This window comes from Bacillus sp. SJZ110, assembly GCF_006715455.1.
Classification (GTDB): Bacteria; Bacillota; Bacilli; order Bacillales; family Bacillaceae; genus Bacillus; species Bacillus subtilis.
Genome location: NZ_VFNF01000001.1, coordinates 791653 through 807083, shown reverse-complemented (window position 1 = coordinate 807083; position 15431 = coordinate 791653). Strand labels below are relative to the sequence as shown.

Genomic DNA, 15431 nt, shown 5'->3' with positions numbered 1-15431 from the left:
ATTTGAAAATAATTATATTCTATTGTATACCTTCAACAAATAATCGCAATAGGTTTGCTCAAATTTGTAAGAAATTCATATGAAAAAAGCAGGAGAAATTAATTCTCCTGCGTGTTCATTTGCTCGAATAACCTGTCATAATCGGCGCGAGTGGCATCCCGAAGACCTTCAACACGTTCATTTGTAATCTCCTGTTTGCCTTCCTTCAAGCCGTCCAAGAAATATTGAACATATTCTTCAGATGAAATGCCCCGGTACGTCAGGCCTTGTTTATCGCGTGATTTTTGGTTTAAGCCCGTGTCCACCATAGGCGGTGCCATTTCAATCACTTCCACGCTCGTGTCGCGGAGCTGGTGTCTGAGCGTAAGCGAGAACGAGTGAAGTGCCGCTTTTGTTGCGCAGTACACCGGATAAACAGCTAACGGGTTAAACGCAAGCCCGGATGTGACCTGAACGATTGCCGCCTCGGGCTGCTTCATCAAATGAGGTGTGAAAAGGGCGGATAAATGGACAGGCGCTTGGAAATTAAGTTCAATTTCATCACCGTCCACAAAAAGCTCCTCTGTCCCTTTTTTAAAGTCAATTTCCTTTTGAATGCCGGCGTTGTTGACGAGAACATTCAAGTTCGGATATTCCTTTAAAGCCCATTCATACAATGCTTCCCGCTGCGAACGGTCTGCAACATCACATTGCTTTGTATGGATGTTTGGGAGCTGCTGCTTCGCTTCTGCAAGACGTGCTTCGCTGCGTCCGCAAATGATAACTTCATTGCCGAGTTCCAGCAGGCGCTTGGCCAGTTCAAGCCCGATGCCAGCAGAACCCCCTGTGATTAAAACCGTATTATTTGTCATCTTCATTGGATGTAACACCTCTTAATTAAGTTGGCTGTGATTCCTTTACTATTTCAAATCTTAGCAGGAAATATGCAGCCGCGTCCTATGAGATGCTCAGGATGAAGTGACTTTTCCGGTTTTATAAAATTCGTCAATTGCTTTATCGACATACACCCAGCCTTTCCAGCCGATGTGAATGGTGTCTTTCATGAAATACGGGTCATATTCATGCCCTGAGAAATCAGCAACCTGGAAGCCCTTCGCTCTGATTTGTTTATTTACCTTTTTGTAATAGTCAGTGCGTCCTTTTTTCGGGAAGCCCGTGTAATCGTACCATTTCCCGTTAACAGGAATGGTGACAAACATAGGCTCTGCGCCCGCATCCTTCAGGATATCGAGCATCATTTCAAAGTCGCCATATTCCGGTGACACCGCATACGATCTTCCTTTGTTTTTCCCTTTCAGCTTAGGCACTTTCGGCTTCAGCTTTTTATAGACAGGGTTGTCGATGTGAAAATCGTTAGAACCGGAGTGGCATTTGCCTGATTGATCCGCTAGTTTATTCAATTCAGACCATGACTTATCCTTTACTGACTGCGAGATATAGCGCTTTGGCCCGGATGATTCTGTCGTTGAATAATACAGATCTTTCTTTTCCAGCATGCTGTAATACACTTTGGCCGCCGGCTTCAGCGCGTTCACTTTCCACGTCTGGCCGTTTACCATTGCTTTGTACAGCTCAGAAAGAATGGCATCGTTTTGCACAGCCTTAAAGCGCAGCATGCGTTTCATCATTTTCTTTTTAATTTCAGGATCGATCTGATCGTTAAATGCCAAATCAAGCCCTTGCAGCGCAGAATAGTTCGGCGCGAAATGCTGTTCATCAGACCCGCGCTTAATAAACCATTGCGGAGACACGATGAATACGATTTTTTTGCCCTTCAGCTGATCCATATGGGCAGCGAAGTTTAAAGAATGAATCAATGACTGGGATCCGCCTTTGCCGACAAGGTATGGCGTGAATCCCTCATTGTTTACCTGAAAATAATTAGATGGGTGGAACTCGTCCAGCCGAGAAAGCTCAGAAGACCCGTAAATCGGAAGATATGTCGGATCTTTGAGCATCTGATCTTGTAAATATAGCCCTTGAAACATACTCGGATTCAAGGCTGTTGCTGACTCTTTCACACGCTTATCGGTGATGAAGCCTGTCAGCCATGAAGATGGAATTGCGATGGCGCCTGCGAATAGAATAAACGCCAAAATAATTGGACCGAAAAAACGCTTTTTCATTATTTCAACTCAGACAGCTGATTTACAATGTTGTTAGGTGTATTCCAAACGTCCCGGTCAAATTCAGTGATCGGCACTAAAATATCAAAACGGTTTTCAATCGCAAGCAGCAATTCTACTGTTCCAAAAGAATCAAGCAAACCTTCTTCAAAAATTTCAATATCAGGATTTTCCTTTACGATGTCATCCTGGCAAACCTCTGCTAAAACGTCTAATACCTCTTGTTTAAAATCCATAGCTTTCTAATCTCCTTTAATGGTGGTGATGAAATGGTTTTCCTGAGAAAATATAAAACCCGAAGCAAACGAAATGGAATGTGATCACAATCGCCAGAATGGTTGTCCAGCGGTTGGACGGCAGCCATTTATATTTCTTATTCCACTTCTCGAAAAAGTTGTAACACGTCATCAGAACGGCGTGATAGAGGCCGTAAATGATATATTGCGGCGCAAGCCCGTGCCAAACCCCCATTAGCATAAACAGCAGGAAATATCCGATGTTTGAGACGGCCATACGGTTTTTGATCCACTTTTTCTTAGTCATCCAAAATACGAATCTCATAAACACATAATCTCTGAACCAAAATGACAGAGACATATGCCAGCGATTCCAGAAATCTTTAATATTTTTACTGATAAACGGTTTATTAAAGTTTTCCGGTGATTTAATGCCCATAATGTAGCTGACCCCGACGGCAAACATCGTGTAGCCGGCGAAATCAAAGAATAAATACATGCTGTAGCCGTACATGTACAGCAGGTTCCCAAGAATCTTATTGTGCGTGATTGCGGGAAGATTCATGATGAAGTACGTATTGATCGCGTAGCCGATAATAAATTTATACAGGAAACCGATGAAGATTTTATGGATTCCCGTATACAGCAGGTCGGCGTATTCTTCTTTCGTCCAAGCCTTCTGTTCATCCTTGACGAACCGGCGGTATCTGTCGATCGGGCCGGAGGAAATCGTCGGGAAAAACAGGATGAAATACAGCAGGCGGTGCAATGGCAGCTGTTCTTTCAGCAGTCCGTCTCTTGCTTCCATAATCAGCTGAACGCCTTTAAAGGTTAAATATGAAATCCCTAAAAAGCTGATCAGGTTATGCGGCGGATGATGCGGCTGCGGGTGTGACAGAAACGGCCATATTTTTGACAGAAATAAAGGCAGAATAGACGCGATAACAGCTCCGCAAAAGACAAAGCCGCTGTTCGCTTTCTGCCGGTATGCCAGATAGCCGCTGATCAGGAGCACCTGCCATATTGTAAACAGGCACAGCGCGATGACTCCGTGTAAGTCGTGCGAAAAAATTAAAGCCAATATAATGATAGATATGAACATGTTGTATGCTTGAAATCTTTTTCCGTTTAAGCCGAGAATGATCGTCGGCAGAAGAAGAATGCCAAGCAGTATAAAGAATAAAAACGAGCTGTAAGGCGTCATACAAGAACCTCTTCGCCAATGCGTTTTCGGTCAATTTTGCCGTTAGCCGTCATTTGAATGTGATCCTGATAGATAAATTTTCTCGGGATCATATATGCCGGAAGAGAAGCGGCAAGCTCTTTTTTAATAGCGCTTGTCAGCTGGAATTCCTTCTGGAACTCATGCTCCTCAGGCACAATAGCAGCGATCAGGTACTCAACTGTTCCGTTTGGCTGATAAGGAATCACGACAGCAGAGCGAACGTACTGTGACTGTCTGACATGGAACTCGATTTCCTCCAGCTCCATTCGATAGCCGTGAAGTTTAATCTGAAAATCCAAACGTCCTTGGCAGAAAATCTGACCGTCTTGAATAAAGCCGGCATCGCCAGTTCGGTATGCCCACTGGCCTTCATGAGAGAAAAACGCTTTTTCCGTCAGCTCTGGCTCACCAAGGTAGCCTCGGCTTACACTCGGCCCTGCAATGACGATTTCTCCTTTTTCTCCATCAGGAAGCGGCTGTCCCTGTTCATCCATAATGAAAATGTTCATATCTGGTTTGGCGAAGCCCACTGGAAGCGATTCGCTGCGGCTGATGACGTCGTCCGTAATTTCAACCGATGTGACAGCCACTGTCGCTTCAGTCGGGCCGTACGTATTAAAAATCTTTGCTTTCGGAAAACGCTCAAGCAGCGCTTTTGCCACAGAAACCGGAAGAACCTCTCCGCAAAACATAAATGTGTCCGCATGAGGCAGCAGATCCTGTGAAAAACCCGGATCCATCAGGCACATTTGCACAAAGGAAGGTGTTGATGTCCACACATTCAGCCCGGACTTCTTCAGCTCTTCAAATAAGACTTTCGGCTTGTTCACAGCATCCTTTGTCACGCAATGTAATGTCCCGCCTGATTGAAGGCACGGATATAGGTCCATGACAGACAAATCAAATGAGAACGGCGCTTGGTTTAAAAATATTTTTCCTCCGCTGACTGGAAAGTCTGCACAAATCCAGTCTGTGAAGCTTTGAAGATTCGTAGCGGAAATCTGCACGCCTTTCGGATTTCCTGTGCTTCCGGAAGTGTAAATGATATAAAACGTTTCGTGTTCTTTGACCCATTGATCTTGGCTGACAGAGCCGCCTTCGTTTTCCAGCAGTTCTGCCGCAGAAACTGTCTGAATCTGCTGGCCGACTGCATCAATTGAGAGTCCTGCTGCATGGATCAGCAATTCTGCTCCAGAGCTTTCGATAATTTTCGCAATCCGTTCGGACGGAATAGAAAGGTCAACCGGAATATAAGGATGTCCCGCTTTGACACTTCCCAAGAAGGAAACGATCATGTGCGGCTCCATGTGGCCGTACACAAGGATAGGAGATTTCTTTTCCCCAGAAATGCGTTTTTGGATCGCGGCAGCCGCGCGGTCAGACTGCTCCCATAATTCCTGATACGTGAGCGACTGGCCTTGAGAGCGGAAGGCATCGGTTTGCGGATAAGTTTCCGCATGTGTTTGAATAGCATGTAAAAGTTTCATAGTTATTCTCTCTCCAATTAGAAATCGTTATAAATATATGAACCGGTATTCGCGGTGTGAAAACCATACATAAAAAACAAAACAAGCAGTATCATCAAATAAAAGCCTGTATGACATGTCCACTTGACAGCGGGTTTTTCATACAGCTGTTTCATTAATTGCAGCATATCAAAAATTCCCTTCCCGTTTTTTCGACAATCACATGATTATTTGACGATCAGATGCTCAAAAAGTTTCATTTTTTCCCTAATCTCCCTCAAATTAATATATCGGCGTATGTTTTTGAAAATGAATCTTTATACCTGCAAGGGCAAGAATGGAATGTTTCGAGCTGATTCATAATAAAGGAAAAGATAGCTGGAGTCAAAAGATCTTTTTAACTTTTAAAAAGTGTAATGTACTTAAAAAAATTTTTCTGTACCTGTTCGTTCAAGTGAAAGCAGAAACCTAATGAAATCAGGGCGAGAAGCGTATAATAAGAAAGAAAACGCCTTCTTGCGGTATCTTGTGAAATAAGGGAGAAGTCATTATGATAGATAAGGAAGCAAAAGGAGTTTTTTATTAAGCTGCCGGCTGAAAAAAAGTAAGCCTTTTAATAGAAAGGAAGAGGAAGATGAACCAAACAAATAAGGGTGAGGGTCAGACAGCGCCGCAAAAAGAAAGCATGGGGCAGATCCTTTGGCAGTTAACCCGTCCTCATACGTTAACCGCATCGTTTGTGCCTGTGCTGCTCGGAACCGTTTTGGCGATGTTTTATGTGAAGGTTGATCTGCTGCTGTTTTTGGCTATGCTGTTTTCTTGCCTATGGATCCAGATCGCGACGAACTTATTTAATGAATACTATGATTTTAAACGCGGATTAGATACAGCAGAATCAGTCGGAATCGGAGGGGCCATTGTACGCCACGGAATGAAGCCTAAAACGATTTTGCAATTAGCTCTGGCCTCATACGGGATTGCCATTTTGCTCGGTGTCTATATTTGTGCGAGCAGCAGCTGGTGGCTTGCGCTGATCGGCCTTGTCGGCATGGCGATCGGCTACCTGTATACAGGCGGGCCGCTCCCGATTGCGTACACGCCGTTCGGTGAATTATTCTCAGGCATTTGCATGGGTTCGGTGTTTGTGCTGATTTCGTTTTTCATTCAGACAGATAAGATCAATATGCAGAGCATTTTGATTTCCATCCCGATTGCGATTCTTGTCGGCGCGATTAACCTGTCGAACAACATTCGTGATATTGAAGAGGACAAAAAAGGCGGACGCAAAACATTGGCGATTTTGATGGGGCATAAGGGAGCTGTTACTCTGTTAGCTGCGTCGTTTGCCGTCGCTTATATCTGGGTTGTCGGCTTGGTTATTACCGGTGCCGCAAGCCCATGGCTGTTTGTCGTCTTTTTGAGCGTGCCTAAGCCGGTTCAGGCAGTGAAGGGCTTCGTCCAGAACGAAATGCCGATGAATATGATTGTCGCAATGAAATCAACAGCCCAAACAAATACATTTTTCGGATTCCTGCTCTCGATCGGATTATTGATCAGCTATTTCCGATAATAAAAAAGACCGCTCGTTTCATGCGGTCTTTTTTTGTTACAATCGACCGCATTTTGTAAAAAAATTCATAGAACCTTGCAGCAGACAGGGACGTCTAGTACATGGACAGCGGATAAAGTTCCGTTAAAGGAGATGACGAACATGGATTTATCTGTAACACATATGGACGATTTAAAAACAGTAATGGAAGATTGGAAAAATGAGTTATTAGTTTATAAATTTGCGCTAGATGCGCTCGATACAAAGTTCTCAATTATCAGCCAGGAATATAACCTCATTCACGGACACAACCCGATTGAACATACAAAATCCCGTGTCAAAAGCTTTGAAAGCATCGTGAATAAGTTAATGAGAAAGGGCTGTGAGATTACGACGAAGGAAATGAAGGAGCATATTCACGACATTGCCGGCGTGCGCATCATCTGTTCCTTTATTTCTGACATTTATAATGTCGTGAATGTGTTGAAGCAGCATGAAGATTTGAGAATCGTAAAGGTAAAGGATTATATCCAGACACCCAAACCGAATGGCTATAGAAGCCTGCATTTAATCATTGAGATGCCTGTGAATTTAACGAACCGTGTGGAATACGTCAAAGCAGAAATTCAAATCCGGACAATCGCGATGGATTTCTGGGCGAGCCTTGAACATAAAATTTACTATAAATTGAACAATGACGTTCCTAAGCAACTAACAGATGAGCTGAAGGAAGCCGCGGAGATTGCCCATTACCTAGATGAGAAAATGCTGGGGATTAAGAAAGAAGTGGATTAAAAAAGACGGCACCCAAGTGCCGTCTTTTTTTATTTGATATCTTCAAAAATGTCAGTTGCTTTGGCCTTCATTTGTTTCTTAATGGTTTTCGGTTTCTTCTCTTTTTTCACAGCCTCATAGACAGCGGCTGTCACAAGATCGCCTGCTTGCTGGAGGCGTTCTTTGCTGATATGTTCAATCGAGTCTTCAGGGGTATGATACCACGGCTCAACTTCTTCTGTTTCCGGGTCTCCCCAAATAAAGTTGGCGGAATCAATGCCGGCTTCGTGGAATGGCACATGATCAGATGATCCTCCCTGTGTCAGAGACAGGCTGTCAAACCCAATTTTTTCAGCAGCCGTATGGCTGGATTCCCAAACATAGTTAGATTGGCCGTCCAATGTGTTGACATACAACTCAGACGCTTTTTCCCAGCTTGTGCCTACCATATCTAAGTTGAAGTTCACTTCGCTTCGTTTCAGCTCTTTTTCCGATAGATGATCTACATAGTGAGAGGAGCCGAGCAGGCCGAGCTCTTCGGCGCCGAAAGCGATAAAGCGGATTTCTTTATCAGATGGAACGCTTTTTAAGACACGCGCCATCTCCAGCATAACAGAGGTTCCTGAGCCGTTGTCATTTGCTCCGGGTGAAAAAGGAACACTGTCGTAATGGGCCGTCACGTACACAATGTCTGGATGTTTGATGTTCTTTGGTTTTTTAATTCCGATGATGTTCTGAGAGGTTTGGTTTGTGAATGCTTTTAGTTTTAAGGTGGCTTCTTTTTGCTGGGTAAGTGCTTCGCCGTCTTCTTTCTTAATGCCGACGACCGGAATGCCGACTTTATTTCCCGACAGGTTTGGCGTCATAGGCACGAGGCTTTCTTTGTTGTTATAAATGATGACAGCTTTCGCTCCGGCGGCTTCGGCATTTTTGGCTTTCTCGTAATAAGTCAGGTCTCCTCTGGAAATCAAGGCGATTTTGCCCTTGGCGTCAGCGGTAAAGTCCTTTTGATAGCCCAATCCCGCATTGTAAAGCGGGGCCGTCAGCCCTTGTTCCTCAGTCGGAGCTGAGCCCGACGCCGCTTGGAGAAGAATATCGCGTCCTGCTGAAGACAGTGTACCCTCAAGCCGGTCAGGAATGTTGAATCGTTGAACCTTCACATCAAGCTTTAATTTTCTCAAGGATGAGGCGATCAATAGGGCACTCTTTTTTTCAGCTGCAGTTCCGGCTATTCTGGGGCCGATTGCTTCACTTAGCTGAGAAATGGTAGAGTACGCATGCTTTGCTTTGAATGGAAGCTCGCGCTCGCTATTGGATATTTGTAAAGCGTGCGCGGCAGGGGTGACACTCTGTGCCGGCAAGAGCAGTGTGCCGGCAGTTAAAACAGCCATCGTCATGACAGTCAAAAGCTTTTTCATCAAAAATAAACCTCCCCTAAATGTATGGTTGGGGAATATTTCGGGATGCTAAAGGAGTTTCCTGCAAGATGGAGAGCGTTTTTGAAAAGACAGTGCTTTATACCTGCAAAAAAACGCTTATGAATGAAGGGTCATAAGCGTTTCGGAATATCAAACTATTGGAGCTTTAAAAACTTGCGTTTGCCGACTTGGATGATCATATTCTCTCTTATCTCTGCTTTGGCGTGAATATCTGTTATTTTCTCTCCGTCGATGCGTACACCGCCGTTTTGAATCATGCGGCGCGCCTCGCTCTTCGAAGAGAGGAGTTTTAGCTTGACGAGCAGATCAATCATCGCTATCGTTTTTTCGCCTTTCCAGTTTACGGCTGGTATATCTTCCGGCAGGCTGTTTTCCTGAAAGACTGTTTTAAACGAGTGTTCGGCAGCTTCTGCTGCTTTCTCTCCGTGATACATTCGGACGATTGTTTTGGCTAAAAGCATTTTGGCATCACGCGGATGAACGGCGCCGGTTTCTAAGTCTTTTACGAGCTGTTTTTTCTCTTCAAGCTCTAAGTCTGTCGCCAAGTGGATGTACTTTTTCATCAGGCTGTCGGGCAGTGACATCGTTTTTCCGTACATGTCGTTTGGATGTTCATTAATGCCAATGTAGTTGTGTTTCGACTTCGACATTTTCTCGACGCCATCCAAGCCTTCCAAGAGCGGCATAAGGATGACGACTTGTTTTTCTTTGTTGTATCGTTCTTGGAAATGCCGTCCCATGAGGACATTGAAATGCTGATCCGTTCCGCCTAATTCAATATCACTTTCGAGAACGACAGAATCATAGCCCTGCATCAATGGGTAAAAGAATTCATGCAGTGAGATTGGTTTTTGCATGGCAATGCGTTCTTCAAAGTCGTCGCGCTCCATCAGGCGGGCTACCGTTATTTTCCCTGCTAATTCAATGACATCTTCCAGATTCAATGTTTTCAGCCATTTTGAGTTATAGTGAAGCTCGACTTTTTCTGGATCAAGCACTTTTCCGAATTGCTCAAAGTAGGTTTTGGCATTGTGCTGAACTTCTTCATCAGTCAGTTGCTTTCTGGCTGCCGATTTTCCGGTCGGATCACCAATTTTTCCTGTGAAGTCCCCAATTAACAGCTGGACAATGTGGCCGTTTTCTTGAAATTGGCGAAGCTTATTTAACACAACCGTATGGCCCAAATGTACATCCGGTGCAGATGGATCTAATCCGAGCTTAATTTTAAGCGGCGTGCCCGTGGAAATTGATTTCACGAGCTTTGCCTTTAATTCCTCCGGCGGTATGACTTCGTGGGCGCCTGTCATGTAAAGCTGTAGCTGTCTTTCTACCTCTTTTTGCTGTGACGCTGTGAGCTGCTCAAATGTTCTCATCATTTTTCCTCCTTTTTTACAAACACAAAAAAGAGCCCATCCCAATAAGGGACGTGGCTCAATGCACGCGGTACCACCCTGGTTGAAGACATTGTCTTCCGCTCATTCGAATAACGGTTTCCCGTTCTTTGCTACTTTTAAGGTTCACAAAGAAAGCTCGGGGAGGTAATTCACGTTTGCTGTGTGCCGGCTCGCACCTTCCGCCGGCTCTCTGAAACAGGGAGACAAACCGCTACTGGATTCCCGTCAAAGCTTATGTTGTATGAAGATTGTCAGCTACCTTTCTAAGCAGCCCTGTCAATATTTTCTGTTCGTCCTTCGTCATTCCCGCAATGAGCTCTGTTTCCCCTTTGTGAAACTCCGGGTAGAGTTCTTCGATCGCTTGTTTGCCGGAATCGGTGATAGAGACAAACACGAGTCGCCGATCTCTTGTGTCGATGCTTTTACGGCAAAAATTCTTTTTTTCGAGCGTTTTGATCACGTTGCTTGCTGTAGCTGTAGATATCCCTGACAGCTCAGCGATTTTTCTCGTTTCGAGCGCTCCCCATACCCATAGATCATAAAGAATGGAGAAAGCGGTCCAAGAAAGGTTATAGGAAGAAAGAACCTCAGTCTCCATTTTGACACGGAGCCTTTGTGCAGACCGATACAGATTCGTAGCGATCGAAATGGCTTCTAGGTTGAGTGACTCGACGGGCATTTGTTTGAGCTTAGAAAGTGTATCGTGTTCTTCCTTCCGAAGCTGCTGATGTTGATGTGAACGTTCCATTTTTTAGGCCTGCCTTAAATTATCAGAATCATTAGCTATGAAACGAATTGTAACAGACTCTGATGTGAACTTCAAGCCCATATATCGGTGAATAAAAAAAGCCCAAACAACGCCAAAATAAACAAAAACCCGCAAACGGGGGTGCAGTTTTGCAAAAATATGTTCAATCCGTCTATAAGCATGATCCGTTTCATCTGTTTTCGACAGAGCATGTAGTGACGTTAGCGATTATCGCCCTTTTGGCCATTCTGTTGTTTTTGTTCCAAGAGGGGGTCAAGCAGCCGAGGGCCAGCCGGTTTTTACGTTCTCTGTTTGTGTTTCTTTTGCTTGGTTCGCAAATCGGCTATCAAATATGGATGGTCGCCACGGGCAGGTGGTCGGTGCGCACTTCATTGCCTCTCCAGCTTAGTGACCTGTCGGTGTATTTGTCAGCTATTATGTTAGTGACAAAAAGCAGAAAGCTGTTTGTGTTTTTGTTTTTTGTCGGCATCGGCAGTTCGATTCAGGCTCTTGCCACTCCTGACCTCGGAATGTTTTCATTTCCGCATATCCGATATATCCTCTTTTTTATTTCTCACGGGTCTGTGTTTTTATCCTGTCTGCTGATGGCTGTGATTGGCACCTACAGAATGGGCCAGCGCTCGTTATGGGTGACAGTCCTGCTTGTTAATGTGTACGGCGTCTGTATTTTTCTGATTGATCGCTGGCTTGGCGCGAATTATATGTATTTGACGAAAAAACCGGGCGGTTCCTCTCTCTTAGATGTTCTCGGGCCATGGCCGTGGTATATCGTCTCGGCTGAAGCCATCACAATCGCAAGCTTTTTCATTCTTTATTGGCTTTATCGCATCTTCAAAAAATGACACCTTTTTTGTTGTATCACACATTCTGTTTAAAAAAATGTCGGAGAACGTGTTTATTTTTTTGAAAAAGGGTATGTAACTTGTACAACAAAAAGGGAGATGAATACCATTGAGGAAAGATGAAATCATGCATATCGTATCATGCGCAGATGATAATTATGCTCGTCATTTAGGTGGGATGTTCGTTTCTTTATTGACTAACATGGATCAGGAGAGAGAGGTAAAATTATACGTCATTGATGGCGGAATTAAGCCTGATAACAAAAAAAGACTGGAAGAAACCACTTTGAAATTCGGAGTGCCTATTGAGTTTTTAGAAGTGGATACCAACATGTATGAACATGCGGTTGAGAGCAGCCATATTACAAAAGCCGCGTATTACCGCATTTCGATTCCCGACTTAATTAAGGATGAAAGCATCAAACGAATGATTTACATCGATTGTGATGCGCTTGTCCTAGAGGATATTTCTAAGCTATGGGACTTAGACATTGCGCCATACACCGTAGCCGCTGTTGAGGATGCGGGGCAGCATGAACGCCTGAAAGAAATGAACGTCACTGATACAGGGAAGTATTTTAACTCAGGTATCATGATTATTGATTTTGAGTCTTGGAGAAAGCAAAACATCACAGAAAAAGTCATCAACTTTATCAATGAACACCCAGACGAAGACTTTCTTGTGCTGCATGACCAAGATGCACTGAATGCGATCTTGTATGATCAGTGGTATGAACTTCATCCGCGCTGGAACGCTCAAACCTATATCATGTTAAAGCTGAAAACCCCATCGACTCTGTTAGGGCGGAAGCAATATAATGAAACAAGAGAAAACCCGGCAATCGTGCACTTCTGCGGCGGAGAAAAGCCTTGGAACTCCAATACAAAACATCCGTATCGCGATGAGTATTTCCATTACATGTCCTATACGAAGTGGAATACGATTGGGAATCCGGCGATCAACCAATAAATTAGATAAAAAAACGCTTTTGAGATGATCAAAAGCGTTTTTTTTGTCTCAGCGTGCGACTGACCGTTGGTAGAACCGCTGAATATGCATGGCGATGTAGCATAATTCTTTTTCAGGAAACTCAAAGCCGTACTCCTTCTTCACAAAGGTGCCGATGCTTAGGGCACACAGGAAGGCATCCTTAAACTTCTCTTTAATGATGTCGATCATTTCTGCGTCCAGCTCGTAAATGGATTCGCCTGCTTTGATATGCTGAATGGCAAAGCGGAGATGGGTCACAAGCCGTTCATAAGAGATGGTATCTTCAACGATATTAATAGACAATTGAATTTCGATAATCTCGATAATATCACGGATCATTGTTGTAATATCAAGCGTTTGTGTCATATCGCCGGCATTGTTTCTTGCTGTGTGGATATGCATGGCGATATTGCCGATTTCATCATCAGGAATGTGAATCCCCAGTTTATCTTTAATCAGTGTTCTGGCCCATAAGCCGATCTGGAACTCCTTTGGATAAAGGACTTTGATTTCATTCAGCAGCGGATTTTTGATAACCATCCCATTGCTCAGGCGTTCAATCGCAAAGGAAAGATGGTCTGAAAAAGCGACATGAATGCGCTCGTTGATTTTGATATTCAGCTCTTTTTCGGCATGAGAGATAATTTGCTCAGAAATCTGAATGTGGTCTTCAGGCAATGTTTCTAAAATCTCTTCGAACTGCTTATAGTCAGGTGTATCTTTTCTGATAAAGGTTTTTTCTATTTTTGACGGATCGACAATATCATTCTTCTTTTTGTTAAACGCAATTCCTGCACCTAAGAGAATCTTCTCTTCATTTTGATCCTTTACGACGATAGCATTATGATTTAAGATTCTTTTAATTTTCATAGCTTTTTTGTCCTTTCATCCCCCGTTTTATGAATGAAAACGAATAAATCCAGTTATTCTGTCTCTTCTTTAAACCCGAGAAACAATGTAGCTATAAAAGCAGAGACGGCTGCGATCAAGAAACCGATCATATAATGAACAAAATTAGCGGCGCCAAACGGCAGCACGATTGAAATCATCGGAATGCCTGTCAGTCCGTATGAATTTGCCACAACTTGTACCGCAACCACGTATGCTCCGCCAATAGCACCGCCGATGGCTGCTCCGATAAAGGGACGGATCAATTTGAGATTTACCCCGAATACAATCGGCTCAACAATGCCTAAAAACGCGGTCAGAGAAGCGGGGAGCGCAATTTTCTTCAGGCTTGATTGTTTCGTTTTGAGGAATACCGCAAGCCCCGCTCCGCCTTGGGCCACATTCGCCATCGACCATATCGGCACTAAAAAGTTGACACCGACATGCGGATTAGCAAGCAGCGTTGCCTCAATTGCATAAAAGCTATGATGCAATCCAGATAGGACGATGGTGGAGTAGATGCCGCCGAAAAGAGCTCCGGCGGCAATGCCGGCGTGATCATAAATATAGACGATCGATTGTGTCATGATCTGGCCGATGATGGACGCGGCGGGATTCATCACAATCAGCGCGAGGCATCCTGTCACCATGACCGTAATAAAGGGAATGATCACGACATCAAGCGACTTCGGCACAATCGATTTTAATAGCTTCTCAATTTTGCTCATGACAAAAACGGAAAGAAGAATCGGTATCATGGAACCCTGATAGCCCATCATTGGGATATGAAGCCCCCATATGTCTAAGGAAGACGGGGTTTTGCTGCCGAGCATTGACGGGTCCAGCAGATCAGGATGCGTCAAAAGCCCTGCAATCACTGCCCCTAGGTATGGGTTGCTGCCAAATTGCCGTGCAGCACTGAAGCCAACTAAAATCGGCAGTAAAATAAAGGCTGTGCTGGACACGAGGTCGAGCATTTTAATCCATGGGCTGCCGGCAGCGAACCAGTGAAACACTTTTATCATGCCGATCAGCCCCATGAGCAGGCCGCTTGCTGTTATTGCCGGAATAATCGGCACAAAAATATCAGATAGTGTTTTCGCAAAAGCTGCGGCAGGGTTCAGCTTCCGGCTGGCTTTTTTCTGGTGGACAGGCTCTTCAGAAGGCGCGGTCTCCCATTCATGAACGACTTCTTTATATATTTTGTTGACGACGCCTGCTCCGAAGATAATCTGGAAAAGCCCATAGCGGAAAAAGGTGCCCTGCACACCTTGCAGGTTCTCAATGGCATGTATATCAATTTTCGTCTCGTCCTTTACATCAAAACGAAGACGGGTCGTACAATGGCTGATGCTAATAATATTGTTTTTTCCTCCTGCGAGCAGCAATAATTCTTTTGCAATCTCTTTCTGCAAGCAATCAAAACCTCCTTTGCTGAAGAAAAGTCGGCTTGTTCATCGTATCAAATGAAAAGTTGACAATCAAAATGAAAAAAGTGAGAAATACCGGCTGAAAATGACAAAAATGCTCGCGTCGACGACGGAGCATGAGAATAGGGGTTGTCCAAGGCGCCGTTATGAGCCCAACACGAAAAGAAGAGTTAAAATGCCCTGCTTTTTAGGCACTAATACTCCCTTTGCATCATTGGGTCTTGCCTGCCTGCCCAGTCACAATCCCGCCATATGTGGTGATAACTGTAATAACGTTCATTTTATGCTGTTCATGGCTGTAT

16 protein-coding genes and 1 other annotated feature are annotated in these 15431 nt (G+C 44.2%); of the genes, 5 read left to right on the top strand and 11 right to left on the bottom strand.

Annotated elements, in window-relative coordinates; genetic code table 11:
* Positions 1 to 98: 98 nt before the first annotated feature.
* The 6 genes from FB592_RS04070 to FB592_RS04045 form a co-directional block, all read right to left on the bottom strand.
* Complete coding sequence (locus FB592_RS04070; RefSeq protein ID WP_003242574.1) at positions 99 to 857, bottom strand: SDR family oxidoreductase; 759 nt, start codon at positions 855 to 857, stop codon at positions 99 to 101.
* 90 nt (positions 858 to 947) lie between these two features.
* Positions 948 to 2126 carry a D-alanyl-lipoteichoic acid biosynthesis protein DltD gene (gene dltD, locus FB592_RS04065; protein ID WP_141949292.1) on the bottom strand — a complete coding sequence of 393 codons (1179 nt, stop codon included), beginning with the start codon at positions 2124 to 2126 and terminating at the stop codon, positions 948 to 950.
* On the bottom strand, positions 2126 to 2362 hold the full coding sequence (dltC, locus tag FB592_RS04060) for a D-alanine--poly(phosphoribitol) ligase subunit DltC (protein WP_003227325.1): 237 nt from the start codon (positions 2360 to 2362) through the stop codon (positions 2126 to 2128). The genes dltD and dltC overlap by 1 nt, the downstream gene beginning before the upstream one ends.
* Before the next feature lie 16 nt (positions 2363 to 2378).
* Positions 2379 to 3566, bottom strand: a complete 1188-nt coding sequence (dltB, locus tag FB592_RS04055) for a D-alanyl-lipoteichoic acid biosynthesis protein DltB (protein ID WP_003227327.1) — start codon at positions 3564 to 3566, stop codon at positions 2379 to 2381.
* A complete protein-coding gene (gene dltA, locus FB592_RS04050; protein ID WP_141949291.1) occupies positions 3563 to 5074 on the bottom strand; it encodes a D-alanine--poly(phosphoribitol) ligase subunit DltA in 1512 nt (503 codons plus the stop codon). Before dltA ends, dltB begins: the two co-directional genes overlap by 4 nt.
* Positions 5075 to 5091: 17 nt before the next feature.
* A complete protein-coding gene (locus tag FB592_RS04045; protein ID WP_003227330.1) occupies positions 5092 to 5241 on the bottom strand; it encodes a teichoic acid D-Ala incorporation-associated protein DltX in 150 nt (49 codons plus the stop codon).
* A gap of 149 nt (positions 5242 to 5390) precedes the next feature.
* On the opposite strand from FB592_RS04045, the gene FB592_RS04040 reads away from it, so the two are divergent.
* From FB592_RS04040 to ywaC, 3 genes are all read left to right on the top strand, one after another.
* Positions 5391 to 5525 (top strand): hypothetical protein, encoded by a 135-nt coding sequence (locus tag FB592_RS04040; protein WP_021480955.1) that lies wholly within the window; start codon positions 5391 to 5393, stop codon positions 5523 to 5525.
* Between the two features lie 162 nt (positions 5526 to 5687).
* Positions 5688 to 6623, top strand: coding sequence for a 1,4-dihydroxy-2-naphthoate polyprenyltransferase (locus FB592_RS04030; protein WP_009968370.1), 936 nt, complete (start codon positions 5688 to 5690; stop codon positions 6621 to 6623).
* Positions 6624 to 6764: 141 nt separating this feature from the next.
* A complete protein-coding gene (ywaC, locus tag FB592_RS04025; RefSeq protein WP_003244564.1) occupies positions 6765 to 7397 on the top strand; it encodes a GTP pyrophosphokinase YwaC in 633 nt (210 codons plus the stop codon).
* A 29-nt stretch (positions 7398 to 7426) separates the two neighbouring features.
* Here the strand turns inward: ywaC and ywaD are convergent, their stop codons facing one another.
* The 3 genes from ywaD to ywaE form a co-directional block, all read right to left on the bottom strand.
* On the bottom strand, positions 7427 to 8794 hold the full coding sequence (gene ywaD, locus FB592_RS04020; protein ID WP_049140911.1) for an aminopeptidase YwaD: 1368 nt from the start codon (positions 8792 to 8794) through the stop codon (positions 7427 to 7429).
* 155 nt (positions 8795 to 8949) lie between these two features.
* Complete coding sequence (gene tyrS, locus FB592_RS04015) at positions 8950 to 10191, bottom strand: tyrosine--tRNA ligase (protein ID WP_080286163.1); 1242 nt, start codon at positions 10189 to 10191, stop codon at positions 8950 to 8952.
* A 41-nt stretch (positions 10192 to 10232) separates the two neighbouring features.
* Positions 10233 to 10447 (bottom strand) — a binding site (T-box leader).
* Complete coding sequence (ywaE, locus tag FB592_RS04010; protein ID WP_019712840.1) at positions 10442 to 10957, bottom strand: tyrZ transcriptional regulator YwaE; 516 nt, start codon at positions 10955 to 10957, stop codon at positions 10442 to 10444. (Overlaps the previous feature by 6 nt.)
* Positions 10958 to 11106: 149 nt before the next feature.
* On the opposite strand from ywaE, the gene FB592_RS04005 reads away from it, so the two are divergent.
* Positions 11107 to 11820 (top strand): YwaF family protein, encoded by a 714-nt coding sequence (locus FB592_RS04005; RefSeq protein WP_003227346.1) that lies wholly within the window; start codon positions 11107 to 11109, stop codon positions 11818 to 11820.
* Between the two features lie 109 nt (positions 11821 to 11929).
* Positions 11930 to 12790: a glycosyltransferase family 8 protein gene (locus FB592_RS04000; RefSeq protein WP_003242748.1), complete on the top strand. Its 861-nt coding sequence runs from the start codon at positions 11930 to 11932 to the stop codon at positions 12788 to 12790.
* Between the two features lie 48 nt (positions 12791 to 12838).
* On the opposite strand, the gene sacY is transcribed toward FB592_RS04000, so the two are convergent.
* Positions 12839 to 13681 (bottom strand): transcription antiterminator SacY, encoded by an 843-nt coding sequence (sacY, locus tag FB592_RS03995; RefSeq protein ID WP_003227349.1) that lies wholly within the window; start codon positions 13679 to 13681, stop codon positions 12839 to 12841.
* A 53-nt stretch (positions 13682 to 13734) separates the two neighbouring features.
* Entirely contained in the window at positions 13735 to 15114 is a 1380-nt protein-coding gene (sacX, locus tag FB592_RS03990; protein ID WP_046381426.1) for a SacY negative regulator SacX, read from the bottom strand.
* Positions 15115 to 15431 lie beyond the last annotated feature (317 nt).